The following is a 15,850-nucleotide window of genomic DNA, read 5'->3' as shown; positions in this document are numbered from 1 at the left end:
CGCGGTGTCGCCGGAACCGGCCACGACGACGTCGGGGATCAGGACGATCTGGCGGGGCGCGACCGGAGGCCGGCCCGGTGGACACCGGGCCGGCCGTCAGACGCTCTGGTGGCCTCAGCCGAAGAAGTCGTCCAGGAAGCTCTTGTGCTTCTTCCGGCGGTAGTGCCCGTGGTAGCCGTGGTGCTGCTGCCCGTGGCCGTACGCCGGTGCCGGCGGGTAGCCGTGGGCGGGCGGCGGGGGCGGTACGGCACCGTAACCCGGCTGGTGCGGGGCGGGCGCGGGCGGTGGCGGAGGCGGCGGGTAGCCGCCGGGCTGGTGGGCGGGCTGGGCGTGTGCGGGCTGGCCGGCGGGGGTGGCCGCCTGCTGGCGGTTCCAGTTCGCCTCCGCCTCGAACAGCTTCTCCAACTCGCCGCGGTCGAGGAAGATCCCCCGGCACTCGCCGCACTGGTCGATGACGACGCCGCTGCGCTCGTACTGGCGCATTTCTCCATGACACTTGGGACAGGTGAGACTCATCACCCGACGGTACCCGGTCAGGTCACGCTGTTGCCGTCAACGTCTCGGTGACCTCCTCGTCGTTCACTTCGTGGAAGTCCTCGTAATAGGCGCTCACCGCCATGAACTCGGGCGGCCGCTGGGCGCAGACGACCTGATCGGCCTCGGCGGCCAGGGTCTCGTACGCCTCCTGGGACCCGACCGGCACGGCGACGACCACCCGGCGGGCGCCGAGCTGGCGGGCGACCTCGACGGAGGCGCGGGCGGTGGCGCCGGTGGCCAGGCCGTCGTCGACGATCACCACGGTGCGCCCGGTGAGGTCCAGCGGTGGCCGGCCGGCCCGGTAGAGCCGCTCGCGGCGTTCCAGTTCGGCCTGTTCGCGGCGGCTGGTCTCGGCGATGTCCTCGGCGCTGATGCGGCTGGCGACGTGCTCGTTGAGCACCTGAACGCCGCCCGGGCCGAGCGCGCCGAACGCGACCTCGCGGGCCCAGGGCATGCCGAGCTTGCGGATCACCATGACGTCCAGTGGCGCGCCGAGCCGTTCGGCGACGACCCGCGCCACCGGTACGCCGCCGCGTACGAGGCCGAGGACGATGACGTCCGGTTCGCCGATCAGGCCGGTCAGCCGGTCGGCGAGCACCCGGCCCGCCTCGGCACGGTCGCGGTAGGTCGTCATGCCTCAGGTCTACGCCCTGCCGCGCTCCATCGCCTGCCAGTTCCCGGAAAGAGCCGGATCGGCGGTGGGTCGGCGGTCGTGCAGGGCGGGGGCCCAGGCGAGCAGGGCGATCGGGTAGAGCAGGTAGCCGAAGCGGGTGGAGGGCATGAGCGCGATCGCCGCGAGCAGCCCGTACCCGCAGATCAGCGCGGTGGCGACGGCCGTGCGCGGCGGTCGTCGGGCGAGCCGGACGGCGATCGCCACGCCGGCCACGACCAGCAGCCCGGCGGCGATCACCCGGCCGCCGGGCAGCCCGGTCGCGATCAGGTGGCCGGGGAAGGGCGACTGCGCGGGGCTGGTCACCAGCCCGTGACCGAGCGGGAAACGCAGGACGTTCTCCACCAGGGCGTCCCGGTCGACGAGCAGCGCGGGCAGCAGGGCGGCGACGGGCAGTCCGACGGCACCCGCGGCCACCCGGAGGCCCTTTCGGCGGGTGGCCCCCCAGATGATCAGGACGAGCGCGACCGGCCAGGCGAAGAGTTTGAGCGCGCCGGCCAGGCCGACCGCGATCCCGGCGCCGCCGGCCCGGCCGGTCGCGGCGAGCGTCAGCGACAGCAGGCAGAGCGCGAGCACGGGCAGGTCGTCGCCGCCGGTGGCCAGGGTGAGGGCGCAGATCGGCAGCACGGTGGCGGCCTGTACGCCCCGGAGGAGGGCGGCGTCCCGGCGCGGGTCGGTGGCGGCGGTGTGCCGGCGGAGGCTGGTGACGGCGAGGGCGAGCACGAGGGCGGTGCCGATCGCGAACCAGATCCGGGCGTCGGTCCACCAGCCGCCGGTGACCGCGCGGGGCAGGCCGAAGAGCGCCATGCCCGGCTGGTACGGCGTGTAGCCGAGCAGTCGTTCGTCGGCGGGCAGGGCGGCGATGGCGTCGTGGCCGAGGTACGGGGTGCCGTGCTCGACGAGCCGGTGGCCCGCCTGCTCGACGACGAGCACCTCCTCCTGCGCCCGGTCGGTGCGGCCGGCGGCCCGTTCGACGGTCTGCGCCACGAGCGGCAGCAGGGTGGCGGTCGCCCAGGCGAAGGCCGTGACCGCCCCGCGTGCCGGCAGCCCGGTCAGGGCGGAGTGCGGGTCTCGGCGGCGCACGAGCAGTTGGACGGTGCCGGCCAGCGCGGCGAGGAGGTAGCCGATCGCGGCGATGCCGCCCCATGCCCGGTGCGGGAGCAGCGTCGAGGTGACCGCGGTGACCGCGGCGAAAGCGGCGGACGCGGCGTACAGGACGAGGTCGAGGGTGAGGCCGCCCGCGGCGGAGTCGAGGGCCTGCCAGCCTCGGCGGCGGGAGTGCGGGGCTGCGGCGGTCACGCGGGCAAGTGTGGCAGATCGTCCCGCCTGGCCCGGGCCCGTGGACCGTTCAGGCGGGCTGGTGCGGCAGCCGGTCCCGGCCGCGGCCGCCGGTGCGCCGCCCGGAGGAGAGGCGGATCACCGCACCGGCGTCGTGCAGCGGGGGTGCCAGGGTGCCGGGGCTGCCGCCCGCGCCGCGGTGCAGGGCGGCGAGGAGCTTGCCGGCCGGCATCGGCCGGGCGAAGAGGTGGCCCTGCCCGGCGGCACACCCCAGCTCCCAGAGCGCCCGGCGTTGGGGCTCGCTCTCCACGCCTTCGGCCACCACCACGAGGTTCAGGCTGCGCCCCAGGTCGAGGGTGGAGCGGATGACCGCGGCGGCCTCGGCGGAGGTCTCCATCGCGGTCACGAAGCTCCGATCGATCTTCAACTCGTGCACCGGGATCCGGGAGAGCAGGCTCAGCGAGGAGTAGCCGGTGCCGAAGTCGTCGAGGGCCAGACGTACGCCCTCGTCGCGGAGGCGGCTGAGCACCCGGTCGACGACGTCGAGCTGGCTGAGGGTGAGGGTCTCGGTCAGCTCCAGCAGCAACCGGTCGGGCGGGAGGTCGTGGGCGCGGAGCCGGGCGAGCACGGAGCCGGGGAACCGGGCGTCCAGCAGGCTGCGTGGGGAGACGTTCACCGCGACCGGTACGTCGAAGCCGGCGTCCCGCCAGGTCTTCGCGGCGATCAGCGCCTGGTCGAGGATCGCCTCGGCGAAGGCCGGCAGCAGCCCGGAGCGCTCGACGGCCTCCAGGAACCGGAGCGGGTCGATGAGCCCGTGTGTGGGGTGGTGCCAGCGGGCGAGCGCCTCGGCGCCGGTGATCTCGCCGGTGCCGAGGTCGACGATGGGCTGGAAGTTCACCGTGAACTCGTGGTCGGCGACCGCGCGGGGCAGCTCGCCGCCGAGGGTGAGCCGGCCGACGTCGGCAGTGTCGCGGGTGGGGGCGTACGTGGAGATCCGCTGGCCGGCGCGCTTGGCCTGGTACATGGCGACGTCGGCGCGGCGCAGCAGCTCGGGCATCCCGCCGCTGGCGGGGGCGGTGGCGATGCCGCCGCTCGCCTCGACGCTGATCCGCATGCCGTCGAGGTCCACCGGCTCGTGGAGCACGGCGAGCAGGTTCTCGGCCCGGTTGGCGGCGACGGCCGGCGCCGGCAGGCCGCGCAGCAGCACGGCGAACTCGTCGCCGCCCAGGCGGGCCACCAGGTCGTTGTCCTGGGCCGCATCGCGCAACCGCTCGGCCACCCGCACCAGGACCTGGTCCCCGGCCGCGTGGCCGAGCGTGTCGTTGATTTCCTTGAAGTGGTTCAGGTCGATGAGCACCAGCGCGGTCACGCCCTCGGCGTGCCGGGCGCTCAGCTGCTCGGTGCCCTCCTCGAGCAGCTGCCGCCGGTTGGCGAGGCCGGTCAGCGCGTCGTGGCTGGCGGCGTGCGCGTGGTCCTCCGCGACGCGGGCCAGCTCGGCGTACGCCTGCGCGTTGCGCACGGCGGTGCACAGCGCCGAGGCGAAGGTGCGCAGCGTGTAGCTCTCCCGCTCGGACAGCTGCACGGGCCCACGGAACCGCAGGCGCAGCACACCGACGTCGACCGCGCGGTCGTGCCCTTCCAGCGACGCGGGCACCACGGTGCCGTCCACGGTGGTGGGGCGGCCGCGCGGCCCGTCGTACGTGATGGAGCCCGCGGCGTCGCCGCGTACGGTCCGGTCGCCGTCGCGCAGTTCGATCTCCACCTCGTCGGCGGAGAAGAGTTCGGCGGCCTGGGTGACCGCGGTCGTGAGGACCTTGTCCAGGTCGACCACGTTGAGCGCGTCGGTGGCGCGGGCGAGTCGTTGCCACGCCTGCTGCTCGGTCCGGCCCCGGATACGGGCCGAGTACGCGAGGTGCAGGCTCAGCACGAGCGGGGGAACGGCCAGGAGCAGCCGTGGATCCGCCCGGATGATGAACACGGTGCAGACGGCGACGACGAACCAGACACCGAACCCGGCGAGCCGGAGGTCGAGGCCGCTCAGGAACTGCCGGGAGATCTTGTCGCCGGCGGCGAGGGCGATGACCGGTTGGGCGAGGAGATCGTCCAGGAGCGCGGCGACCAGGTACACCGCGCCGAGGACGACGATCACGTGCCAGAACCCCTCCGGTGGCCAACGGTCACCGAGGAGCAGGATCAGAGCGGTGGCACCTCCTGCGACGAGTGTGTGCTTCGCGATGCCGAACGCGGTCTTGATGGCGGACAGTCGGGTGAGGAACGACGCACAGGCGATGCCGACGCCGGTGGCGATGATGACCTGTGGCGGCGGTGCCAGGGCGAGTCCGACGACGATCGCGGTCTCCACCCAGGCGATGGAGAAGGCGGTCGACCTGATCCGGAGCGGGGCCTTGACGATCGCTCCGAGCGCGATCATCACGGCCACGGCCGAGATGGTCGTCAGGTCGTCGACCGAGGTCGGTGGAGCCTTTCGGACGGCGAACCCCGCGCCCAGCGCGACCATGCACGCCAGGACGACGAGAACGCCGACCAGCAGGTGCAGCGGCCGTCCCTCATTGCGACGTGTCCGGCTCACACGACCCCATCCGTTGCCGACCGTCAGTATCCGATGACCGGCAGCGTACTCCGCGTGTTCGCCAGCGATAAGAACTCAGTTCCACTCGGTGCTGCGCATGGCACTTCCTCCTCGTCGACGACCGGGGCCCGGGGGCCGCCTTTCGGTGATGAGGGGAGCGTAGGAGTGAAAGTGCGCGATACGAAAGCATTAATGTCGGTATGCGCAACATAAGCCAAGCTAGGGCGGATTTGTTACGTTCTGTCCGCACTCCTGAGCGGAGAGCGCTTAACCCAATCGGCGCAATCCACGGTGTCATCCGCAGTGCGGGTGAACGTTAACGCTGGGTTGCCACTCCAGTGTCGCGGAGGTTGCCGGATCCTTCATCCGCACTTTCGGTGGGCTGGGTACTCAAATCAGGACGGAGCCCGGCGGTTGCGCAGGGTAACGGTGAGGCCGGTGAACGGGTCGCCCGATCCGACCCGACGCGGCCTATGCTTCGGTACGTGATCATGTAAATACCCAATTCCGTGCCAAAGCAGAGGGACCGGTGAAGATTCACGTTCTGGGTGGCCTCGCGGTGCAACTTTCCTCAGGCAGCCTGCAGTTGGGGACGCCGAAACAGCGGACAGTTCTCGCGATGCTCGTGACGCACCCGGGACAACTCGTGACGGTCGACGAACTGATTGACGAACTCTGGCCCGGCGAACCGCCGCGGTCGGCCGTTCCGAACGTCCGTACGTACGCCGCCAATCTGCGCCGGAACTTCGAGGCCGCGGGCGCCCCCGCGGACGCGTTGCTACGGCACGGAAAGGGCTATCGGCTGCGCGTGGATCCCGAGTCGATAGACATGTTCCGGTTCGAGGCCGAGTACCGGCAGGCCCGGCTCCTGCTCGGCCAGGGTGCGCTGGAGCAGGCGGTGGCACTCGCCGAGCGGGCCGTCGGCCGGTGGCGGGGACCGGCGCTGGCCGGCCTCCCCGTCGGTCCGGTGCTGACGGCCCGGGTCGCCGCCGCCGAGGAGCAGCGGCTCGCGGCCACCGAGCTGTTGGCCGACGCGTGGCGCCGCGCGGGGCAGGGCGAACGCGCCGTCCCGCTGCTCCGGGACCTGCTCGGTCGTCATCCGCTCCGGGAATCCGCCCACCTCCTGCTCATGCGGACCCTCTACGAGCACGGCGACCGGGCCGGGGCGGTCGCCGCGTACGACCGCGCCCGCGATGTGCTGAGCGCGGAGCTCGGCATCGCCCCGGGCGCCGAACTCCAGCTCCTGCGCCGTGCCGTCGAGGACGCCCCGCACCCGTCTCCGTCCGGCCGCCAACCCGGGTCGCCGCCGCCGCGACAGCGACCCGGCGCGGACGGCGGCCCCGGCGCGACCCCACCGGGGGCGCACCACTGGCTGCCGAGACCGGTGACCGATTTCGTGGGCCGAGGCGGGGCCATCGAGCGGTTGCTCGCGGAAACCCGACGGGTGGAGAGCCACAGCTCCGCGGTGCACGTGATCGACGGAATGGCGGGCAGCGGGAAGACGACTCTCGCCGTCCACGTCGCCGGCCGCCTGGCCGACCGCTACCCCGACGCGCAGCTCTTCATCGACCTGCGCGGCCACGGGGGCGAGGATCCGGTCACCCCGCCCGCCGCGCTCACCAGCCTCCTGCGGCAGCTCGGGGTGCCCGGCCACCAGATCCCGGTCGAGGCGGTGTGCCGGGTGGAGCTGTGGCGGCGTGAGCTGGCTCGCCGCCGCTGCGTCGTGGTGCTCGACAACGCCGCCAGCGGCGACCAGGTGCGCCCGCTCCTACCCGTGCTGCCCGGCACCGTCCTCATCGTGACCTCGCGTGTGCGGCTCACGGGTCTGGACGTGGGGCCGCCGGAGTCCCTGCCGGTGATGACGCCGGACGAGGGGCTCGCGCTGCTCGCGCGGTCGGCCGGACCGGAGCGGGTGGCCGCCGAACCGGAGGCGGCCGCAGAGGTCGTCCGGCGGTGCGGCCACCTGCCCCTGGCGATCCGGCTGGCCGGCTCGCGGCTCGCTCGGCGTCGCAGTTGGAGCCTCGCCCATTTTGCCGGGCTGCTGAGGGACGACGGGACGGCGCTCGGGCAGCTCTCCGAGGAGCAGCGGACCCTCGCCGGTGTCTTCGCCACGTCCTACGAGCCGCTGAGCCCCACCGCGCGACGGCTGTTCCGGGCGTTGAGCCTGCACCCGGGCAGCCGGATCGGCACCGCGATGGCGGCGGCGTCGGCGGGCCTGCCCCACGACGTCGCGGCCCGCGCGCTGGACGAGCTGGTCGACGGGCACCTCGTCGAGGAGGTGGAGACCGGCCGATACCGGATGCACGACCTGCTCCGGCAGTACTCGTCGGAGCTGTCCGCACACGTCGACTCCGCCGAGGACCGGCACGCCGGCCTGGCCGTACTCCTCGACGTCATGCTGCACGCCGCGCTGCGCGCGGCCGAACGCATCGAGCCCGACTTCATCCGGGCGCAGGTGTCACCGCCGCCGCCACGTCGCCCCGACCTGCTCCACGAGATCGGAGCAGTCGGCGTCGACTGGCTGGAGCGCGAACGAGCGGAACTGGTCGCCCTGGTCGTCCGGGCGCAGGGAGCCGGTCACCACGGCTATGCATGGCGCCTGGCCCGGACCATCTGGCGGTTCTGCTACATCCGGGCCTACTTCGACGAGATCCTCCTGACCCACCGGCACGGGCTGGCCGCCGCCGAGGCCTGCGGCGACGCCCACGGCCTCGCCTCCATGCACAACTACCTGGCATCCGCGTACGTCCGCACCGGCGACCACCGTGCCGCGCTCGACCACGTCACGAAGGCCGTCTCGATCTGCGAACGGGAGGGCGACGACGCGAATCTCTTCCGGTACCGGGCCAACCTGGTCGTCGTGTACATGTTCCGTGGTGACCTGCGGGAGGCCGTGGCGGTCGGTCTGGAGAGCCTCCGGGACCCTCGCGGGGACGGCGGGCACGACATATCGGTGGGCCTACCCAACCTGGGGCTGGCACTCGCGGCGAGCGGACGCCTCGCGGAGGCGCTCCGCATCCACCGGCTGCACCTGCACTGGTCACGGATCCGCCACAACGACTTCCACATCCTCAACGCCCTCGCCCACATCGGCGGGGTGCGGGTGCGACTCGGGCAGCACCGTCCGGCGATCAGGCTGCTGAAGGCGTCGTTGGCGCTGCGCGACCGGACGGGGCACCGGTACGCCGAGGCGGAGGTCCGCAACGACCTGGGCGCCGCGTACCGCGCGCTCGGGCGACTGGTCGAGGCCGAGCGGGAGCACGAGCTGGCTCGTTCTCTGGCGAGCGACTCGGGAGAGCGGTACATCGAGGCGGCCGCCCTGAACGAGCTGGGACGGACACTCGCCGCCGCCGGCCGGGGGGACGAGTCCCTGCGAAGACTCCGCGAGGCCCTGCGCCTGGCGACCCGGATCCCGTCCCCGTACGAGCAGGGGCGGGCGCTCGCGGGACTCGGCGAGCACTTCGCCCGCACCGACCCGGGCGAGGCGCGCCGGCACTGGGAGCGGGCACTGGCGATCTTCCGCCGGATGGGCGTTCCGGAGCGCGCCGACGTGGAGCGTCGGCTCGCCGACTTGTCCACCCTCCACTGACCGCTTATCGAATTCTTATCGATGCCCCGCCTACAGTCCGGGCGTGTCGGCGAACGGGGGAGGTTCTGGCGTGCCGTCAGAACCGGGTCGCCGTGTCGCCCGCCGGTCGGGTCCCCCCAGCGACTGTGACGGCGGGTGGTGTGGGAGGAGCGACGCCATGGCGTGCGGCCGCGCGGGCAGCACCCCGTCGCGACCGCCACCGCGCGTCGCTCCTCCCCACCGGACGCATCGACGGTGGGCGGGCCCCGGTCGTGCCGGCGGGATAGGCTCGCGGCCGTGACAGAATCCGCGCAGCTCACCCACGTCGACACCGCCGGTGCGGCCCGCATGGTCGACGTCTCCGAGAAGGCGGTGACCGGTCGTAGGGCCGTCGCGGCGGGTCGGTTGCGGACCACGCCCGAGGTCGTCGACCTGCTGCGCCGCGACGGCCTGCCGAAGGGTGATGCCCTGGCCGTCGGCCGCCTCGCCGGGATCATGGGCGCCAAGCGCACCCCCGACCTCATCCCGCTCTGCCACCCGATCGCAGTGCACGGTGTGACCGTCGAACTCGAGCCCACCACCGACACCGTCGAGATCACCGCGACCGTGCGCACGGCCGACCGCACGGGTGTGGAGATGGAGGCGTTGACGGCCGTGGCGGTCGCCGGCCTCGCCCTGATCGACATGGTCAAGGCCGTCGACCCGGCCGCCTCCGTCGAGTCGGTACGCGTCCTGCGCAAGGAGGGCGGCAAGACCGGGGAGTGGGTCCGTCCGGAGGACCGACCGTGATCCGGGCCCGGGTGATCGTGGCCTCCAACCGGGCCGCCGCCGGCGTCTACGCCGATACCAGCGGTCCGCTGCTCGTCGCCGGGCTGCGGGAGCTGGGCTGCGAGGTCGACGAGCCGGTGGTGGTGCCCGACGGCGAGCCGGTCGGCGAGGCACTGCGCGCCGCGCTCGCCGCCGGGGTCGACGTGGTGCTGACCAGCGGCGGCACCGGCATCACCCCGTCGGACCGCACGCCCGACGTGACCCGCGCGCTGCTCGACTACGAGATCCCCGGCATCGCCGAGACGATCCGTGCGCACAGCCGCGACCGGGTCCCCACCTCGGCCCTCTCCCGGGGCCTGGCCGGAGTGGTCGGCCGGATGCTGGTGGTCAACCTGCCCGGCTCGACCGGCGGCGCCCGGGACGGCCTGGCCGTGCTCGGCCCGATCCTCACCCACGCCGTCGACCAGCTGCGCGGCGGCGACCACTGAACCGAAGGGGCCCAGCGGACCCCTCTCCGCCCGGATAGGCTCGGCCGGTGAGCACGGAAACCGCAGCGACGGCCCAGCACACCGCCGTGTCCGCACCGGTCGACTGGGCGCAGGCGCGTACCCGGGTGTACGCGGCCGGTCTCGAGGCCGTACTCCCCGCGAGCGCCCGGCCACTCGCCGAGACGGACGGGCTGACCCTGGCCGAGCCGCTCACCACCCGCACCGACCTGCCCGCCTTCCCCACCTCCAGCGTGGACGGCTGGGCGGTGCGCGGCGCGGGCCCCTGGCGGGTCGTCGGCCGGGTGCTGGCCGGCCACACACCGTCGCCGTTGACCGAGGACGGCACCACCGTCGAGATCGCCACCGGAGCCATGGTGCCCGAGGGCACGACGGCGGTGCTGCGCATCGAGGAGTCCGACCGGACCGGGGACGGTCGCGTCACCGGCACACCCCGCAGCAGCCCGGAGTGGCGGCGGCCGGGCGAGGAGGCGTACGCCGGCGAGGAGCTGCTTCCCGCCGGCACACCGGTGGACCCGGGCGTGATCGGGCTGGCCGCCTCCTGCGGCCACGACACGCTGCCCGTGCGGCGGGCGCCGCGCGCGGCCCTGCTGGTCTTCGGCGACGAGCTGCTGACCGCCGGTCCGCCGGGCGCCGGGCGGGTCCGTGACGCGCTCGGCCCCGCCCTGCCGGCCTGGCTGGCGCGTTACGGCTGCGACATCCGTCCCGCCGACGTGGTCGGCCCCGTCGCGGACACGCTCGATGCCCACGTCGCGGCGCTGCGCGGGGCGCTGGCCGAGGCCGACGTCGTGTGCACGACCGGCGGCACCATGCACGGCCCGGTCGACCACCTGCATCCCGCGTTGGCGGAGCTCGGCGCCGACTACGTGGTCAACACGGTGGCGGTGCGGCCCGGTTTCCCGATGCTGTTGGCCCGGCTGACCGGGGCGGACGGCCGCCCGCGTTTCGTGGCCGGCCTGCCGGGCAACCCGCAGTCGGCGATCGTCGCGTTGGTCTCGCTGGTCGCCCCGCTGCTCGCCGGCCTCCAGGGCCGGCCGATGCCGGTGCTGCCGCACGCCACCCTCGCCGAGCCGGTGCCGGGGCGCGGCGACTACACCCACCTCGCGCTGGTCCGGTTGGACCGGGCCGCCGGCACCGCGTATCCGGTACGCCACGTCGGCTCGGCGATGCTGCGCGGGCTCGCCGGCGCGGACGGCTTCGCGATGATCAGCCCGGGCACCAGCGGCGAACCCGGTTCCCGGGTGCCGGTGGTGCCACTGCCACTGCTACCCGGGGAGCGTCCCGCATGACCGCACCCACTCTCGCCCTCGGCGAGGTCACCGACCGGCCGCTCGACCTGGCCGCCCACGAGGCGGCGGTCGCCGACCCGCGGGCCGGCGCGGTGGTCTCCTTCCAGGGCGTGGTGCGCGACCACGACCACGGCCGAGCGGTGACCAGCCTCGAATACGAGGGGCACCCCAGCGCCGAGCGGATCCTGCGCGAGGTCGCCGCCGAGGTCGCCGCCGATCCCGAGGTGTACGCGGTCGCCGTGTCCCACCGGGTCGGTCCGCTCGCGATCGGCGACGTGGCCCTGGTCGCCGCGGTGAGCACCGCGCACCGGGCCGCCGCGTTCGCCGCCTGCGCCCGGCTGGTGGACGAGGTGAAGGCACGGCTGCCGATCTGGAAGCGGCAGGTCTTCGCCGACGGCACCGAGGAGTGGGTCAACTGCCCCTGACGGGCGCCCACCGACCCGCCGGTCCGCGCCTCACCGGCGGGCCGCCGCCACCCGGCCCATCCGGTCGGCGTAGAACACCGGCTCCGCACCGGGCCGCCAGGGCAGCGCGGCGACCAGCACGATCAGGGCCACCGCCAACGAGTTCTCCATGAGCGCGCCGAAGAGGCCGTCCTGGTAGTGGGACACCTCCGGCAGCTGGTGTTCGTACGGCCAGATCGGTGAGATCAGGAAGAGCAGGTACAGCACGATCGCGGCGACGCCGTGGCGCATCCCGGTCAGCGTGGGATACCAGATCGGCGGGCGGAGCCCGTTCACACCGGGCAGGCCACCGTTCGCGGGGGCCGACGCGGCCCGGTACGCGAGGCCACGGCTCGCCTCGCGGCGTCGGACGGCGGCGTCGGCCAGCACGATGATCGCCGGGATCACCCAGACGAGGTGGTGCGTCCAGGAGATCGGGCTGATCACGTTGGTGGTGAGCCCCACGAGCGTGAACGCGGTCAGCTCGTCACCGTCGGCGTGCGAGGTGGCCGCCCGGGACAGCCCCAGCGCCAGGATCAGTACGGAGAACGCGAACCAGAGCAGGCCCGGCGTCTCGATCGAGTCGTACAGGCGGGCCAGCAGGCCGGCCAGGGACTGGTTCGGCGTCATGTCGGCCGCGCCGACGCGCTCGGTCTGCCAGAGCACACCGCCGAAGTAGGCCCGCGACTCGCCGCCGACGATCGCGAAGGTGGCCAGCGTGACGCCGACCGTGGTGGCGATCGCGGTGATCGCCGCACGCCACTGCCGCGTGAGCATGAGATAGACGATGAAGAGCGCGGGGGTGAGCTTCACGGCGGTGGCCAGGCCGATGCCGACGCCCGCCCAGGCGCCGCTGTAGACGAAACGCAGCAGCGGCCCGTCCTCGGGCGACACGTGGGTGCCGCGGCGGGAGCGCCAGCGCAGGCCGATCAGGTCGGCGATGACCAGGGCGAAGAGCAGGAGGTTGACCTGGCCGTAGCCGAGGGTCTCCCGCGCCGGCTCGATGGCGGCGGCGAGGGGCACGGCCAGGGCGACCGTGAACCACAACGGCCAGCCGAGCCGGTCCACGATCGGGCGGAGCAGGCCCACGAGGACGACGGCCAGCGCGGCGAGGCTGGCCAGTGCGTTGACCATGCCGGCGGCCCCGACCGGCAGGTGCGCCATCGGCAGCATGACGAGGCCGGCGAACGGCGGGTAGGTGAAACCGAGTGTGGTCTCGGGCGCGACGAACTCGTAGAGGTCGTGTCCGGTCGCCCACCACACCACCGCGCCGTGGTAGATCTTCATGTCGAAGAAGTTGTACGGCCGCCCGAAGGCGCCCACGGCGAGCCACGCGGCGTAGGCGACGGCGGCCACGATGCCGATGCGTACGAGCTTCCTGCGATCGATCCCACTCGTCACGCGTCGGACGGTGGCGAGGCGGTCCGCCCGTCTCCCGACGGTCGCCGGCATGGCGTGGCCACCCCCGTACCAAGCTCGTCCTACCCGTCCAGGTCCCGCACGGAGCCTAGAACGGCGCCTCACGTTGATGCCTCCCGCGTTATGCGACCGTGTCCGATCCCACACAAGTTTTTGACATTTCCACCGCGTTAACGCCTACCGCGCGGTTCAGGTGATTCGCGCCGTTGGGCGGGGTGGGACGTGCCGAGGGGAGGTATCGACGCAGGTCAGCCGGGCAGACGACGGGCGGTGGCCGTGGCGCGGGCGGTGGCGACGCGGGCCTCCCGTCGGGCGGTGCGGACGGCCCGCTGCACGGAGCGTCGAGAGTGGCCGATGCGGTGGCCCGTACGCCAGCGCAGGCCGGGCTTGCCCTGCGTGTCGGCGGCGGCGAGCAGGAGCCCACCGAGGAGCCCCAGGTTCTTGAGGAAGTGCACCTGGTTGTTGTTCCGCATCGCCGGGTCCTCGTTCTCCCAGAAGCGGTGCCCGGCGAGGGTCACCGGCACCAGCGTGCCGGCCAGCACGAGCGCCATCGGTCGGGTGAACTTTCCGGTGGCGAACAGCAGGCCCGCGCCGACCTGCACGGCCGCGTTGGCCCGGATCTGCGTCGCGGCGTCGGTGGGGAGACGGGGGTTCGTCCGCTCGATCAGCGGCGTCACCCGATCGGTGATCGGCTTGGCGGACGACACCAGCCGCTCGGGATTCACGAAGTTGCGGTACCCGCTGACCACGAAGATGCCGCTCAACATGGCGCGGGCGAGGGAGCGTACGGGTTTCATGGCTCAGTCATACCCCCTCGCGACCCCGGTCACCCCGGCAACGGCCGATCCGATCGGCGAGCGTGCACGTCGCGCCACGCCGATTCGAGCGACCGTCGCGGATGGACGGGCTCCTGGGGGTAACGTCGCGCGCGTGACGACGCTGCGGCTGCGACCCGAGGACCCGGCCGACACCGGTCCGGTCCGGCGGGTGCTCGCCGCCGGCTTCGCCCGTCCGGACGTCGCCACCCCGCCCGAGGTCGGGTTGGTCGACGAACTACGCGCCTCCGACGCCTGGATCCCCGAACTCGCGATGGTCGCCGAGTACGGCGGCGAGGTGGTCGGCTACGCGCTGCTCACCCGCGTACGGGTGAAATCCGATCAGGGATCCGCCCCGGCGCTGGCCCTCGGCCCGGTGGCGGTGGCTCCCCACCGCCAGCGGCTCGGGCACGGCACCGCCGCCGTGCAGGCCGGCCTGGATGCCGCGACCGAGCTGGGTGAGCGGCTGGTCGTGGTGCTCGGCAGTCCCGCCTACTACCGCCGCTTCGGCTTCAGCCGGGCCGACCGGATGGGGTTGACCAGCCCGTGGTCCGGGTTGGGTGAGCCGTGGCAGGCCCTGGTGCTGCCACCGGCGACCAGCGACGCCCCGCCGCCGCCGCGCGGCGAGGTGGTCTTCCCGCCACCCTGGTCGAAGGTCTGAGCCTCGTGCCGTCGCCCGTGCGGATCAGGCCGGCTGGGTGCGCAGGTAACGGCCGAAGTGGGGGACGGTGAACGCCACCGTGCCCCGCTCGCCCGAGTAGATCAGCCCCTTCTTGATGAGCGCGTCCCGCGCCGGGGAGAGGCTGGCCGGCTTCCTGCCGAGCGCGCGGGCGATCTCCGAGGTCGGCACGGCGGCGTCCATGTCGTCCCGGACCACGCCGCCCGTCTCCGTCTCCACGAGCGAGAGGGTGGCCATCGCCCGCATGTACTCGCGTTCGGCCGGCGTGGCCCGCTCGAAGCGGGAGCCGAAGAAGCCCACGGCTAGCTCCGCCTCGGCCTCGGGGGCGGCGACCCGCACGTCGGCCGCGGTGATGGGCGAGCGCGGCGCGTGGTCCCAGGTGGCCTTCCCGTAGGCCTGCACGAAGTAGGGGTAACCGCCGGACTTCTCGTAGAGCAGGTCGAGCGCCTTCTGCTCGTACTCGACCTCCTCCCGCTCGGCCGGGGCGCAGAGCGCCTGGTCGGCGGCGATCCGGTCGAGCCGGTCGATCCGCTGGTAGCGGAAGAGGCGTTCGGAGTATGACTTCGCGGCGCTGAGGACGGCCGGCAGGTGCGGCAGGCCGGCACCGACCACGATCAGCGGGGCGCCGAGCTGGGAGAGCTCGTGGCAGGCCGCGCAGAGCGCCGACACGTCCTCGGGGCCCAGGTCCTGCATCTCGTCGATGAAGATGGCGACGCCGGTGCCCACGTCGCTGGCCACGGCGGCGGCGTCGGTCAGCAGCTCGACGAGGTCGATCTCGATGTCGCCGGAGTCGGCCCGGCCGCTGCTGGCCGGCACGTCGATGCCGGGCTGCCAGCGGTCACGCAGCCTGGGGGCCGCGCCGGCCCGCCCGGTGGGCGCGGCACGCAGCGCGAACGCCTTGAGCACGCCGAGGAACGCGTCGATGCGGTCGGGCGCGCGGTGCCGGGGGGCGAGTTCCCGGACCGCCATGTGCAGCGCGGCGGCGATCGGGCGGCGCAGGGACTGGTCGGGCCGGGCCTCGATCTTGCCGCTGCCCCAGAGCCGGTTGATCGCCTGGGAGCGGAGGGTGTTGAGCAGCACGGTCTTGCCGACGCCGCGCAGGCCGGTCAGCATCAGGCTCCGCTCGGGCCGCCCGCGCGCGATGCGCTCCAGCACGATGTCGAAGACGTCCAGCTCCCGCCCCCGCCCGGCGAGTTCGGGCGGGCGCTGGCCGGCGCCCGGGGCGTACGGGTTGCGCACCGGATCCACGCATCGCAGAGTATCGGGCCGTCTAGCTGGGAGGCTAGAC

The 15,850-nt window shown here is 73.6% G+C and carries 13 protein-coding genes; 6 read left to right on the top strand and 7 right to left on the bottom strand.

The annotated features are described in order from the left end of the window. Window positions 1–114 precede the first annotated feature (114 nt). Genes SM573_RS12490 through SM573_RS12475 form a run of 4 tightly spaced genes read right to left on the bottom strand, consistent with a single transcriptional unit; the run spans window position 115 to window position 5,075 of the window. Window positions 115–519, bottom strand: coding sequence for a TFIIB-type zinc ribbon-containing protein (locus SM573_RS12490; protein ID WP_474613444.1), 405 nt, complete (start codon window positions 517–519; stop codon window positions 115–117). Between the two features lie 19 nt (window positions 520–538). Beyond that, window positions 539–1,171 (bottom strand): phosphoribosyltransferase, encoded by a 633-nt coding sequence (locus SM573_RS12485; protein WP_474616129.1) that lies wholly within the window; start codon window positions 1,169–1,171, stop codon window positions 539–541. 9 nt (window positions 1,172–1,180) lie between these two features. Beyond that, on the bottom strand, window positions 1,181–2,506 hold the full coding sequence (locus SM573_RS12480) for a glycosyltransferase 87 family protein (RefSeq protein ID WP_474616128.1): 1,326 nt from the start codon (window positions 2,504–2,506) through the stop codon (window positions 1,181–1,183). 49 nt (window positions 2,507–2,555) lie between these two features. Further along, a complete protein-coding gene (locus SM573_RS12475; RefSeq protein ID WP_474616127.1) occupies window positions 2,556–5,075 on the bottom strand; it encodes a putative bifunctional diguanylate cyclase/phosphodiesterase in 2,520 nt (839 codons plus the stop codon). A gap of 529 nt (window positions 5,076–5,604) precedes the next feature. On the opposite strand from SM573_RS12475, the gene SM573_RS12470 reads away from it, so the two are divergent. The 5 genes from SM573_RS12470 (at window position 5,605) to SM573_RS12450 (ending at window position 11,631) form a co-directional block, all read left to right on the top strand. Continuing rightward, window positions 5,605–8,664 (top strand): AfsR/SARP family transcriptional regulator, encoded by a 3,060-nt coding sequence (locus tag SM573_RS12470; RefSeq protein ID WP_474616126.1) that lies wholly within the window; start codon window positions 5,605–5,607, stop codon window positions 8,662–8,664. Window positions 8,665–8,940: 276 nt separating this feature from the next. Then, window positions 8,941–9,432, top strand: a complete 492-nt coding sequence (gene moaC / locus SM573_RS12465; protein ID WP_474616125.1) for a cyclic pyranopterin monophosphate synthase MoaC — start codon at window positions 8,941–8,943, stop codon at window positions 9,430–9,432. Next, window positions 9,429–9,899 (top strand): MogA/MoaB family molybdenum cofactor biosynthesis protein, encoded by a 471-nt coding sequence (locus tag SM573_RS12460; protein ID WP_474616124.1) that lies wholly within the window; start codon window positions 9,429–9,431, stop codon window positions 9,897–9,899. The genes moaC and SM573_RS12460 overlap by 4 nt, the downstream gene beginning before the upstream one ends. Before the next feature lie 47 nt (window positions 9,900–9,946). Then, on the top strand, window positions 9,947–11,206 hold the full coding sequence (locus SM573_RS12455) for a molybdopterin molybdotransferase MoeA (RefSeq protein WP_474616123.1): 1,260 nt from the start codon (window positions 9,947–9,949) through the stop codon (window positions 11,204–11,206). Next, a complete protein-coding gene (locus SM573_RS12450; RefSeq protein ID WP_474613451.1) occupies window positions 11,203–11,631 on the top strand; it encodes a molybdenum cofactor biosynthesis protein MoaE in 429 nt (142 codons plus the stop codon). The genes SM573_RS12455 and SM573_RS12450 overlap by 4 nt, the downstream gene beginning before the upstream one ends. Before the next feature lie 30 nt (window positions 11,632–11,661). On the opposite strand, the gene SM573_RS12445 is transcribed toward SM573_RS12450, so the two are convergent. Further along, window positions 11,662–13,101 carry a glycosyltransferase 87 family protein gene (locus SM573_RS12445; RefSeq protein ID WP_474616122.1) on the bottom strand — a complete coding sequence of 480 codons (1,440 nt, stop codon included), beginning with the start codon at window positions 13,099–13,101 and terminating at the stop codon, window positions 11,662–11,664. Between the two features lie 215 nt (window positions 13,102–13,316). Next, window positions 13,317–13,865: a DoxX family protein gene (locus tag SM573_RS12440; RefSeq protein ID WP_474613453.1), complete on the bottom strand. Its 549-nt coding sequence runs from the start codon at window positions 13,863–13,865 to the stop codon at window positions 13,317–13,319. 133 nt (window positions 13,866–13,998) lie between these two features. Between SM573_RS12440 and SM573_RS12435 the strand changes: the two genes are divergently transcribed. Then, complete coding sequence (locus SM573_RS12435) at window positions 13,999–14,544, top strand: GNAT family N-acetyltransferase (RefSeq protein WP_474613454.1); 546 nt, start codon at window positions 13,999–14,001, stop codon at window positions 14,542–14,544. A gap of 24 nt (window positions 14,545–14,568) precedes the next feature. Here SM573_RS12435 and SM573_RS12430 read toward each other — a convergent pair whose 3' ends face one another. Next, the gene (locus tag SM573_RS12430) at window positions 14,569–15,810 is read right to left on the bottom strand and encodes an AAA family ATPase (protein WP_474613455.1); all 1,242 of its coding nucleotides are present in this window, start codon (window positions 15,808–15,810) and stop codon (window positions 14,569–14,571) included. Window positions 15,811–15,850: the final 40 nt, after the last annotated feature.

The sequence above is a fragment of the Micromonospora xinjiangensis genome (assembly GCF_056150165.1).
This window is presented reverse-complemented; position numbering and strand designations above follow the sequence as displayed.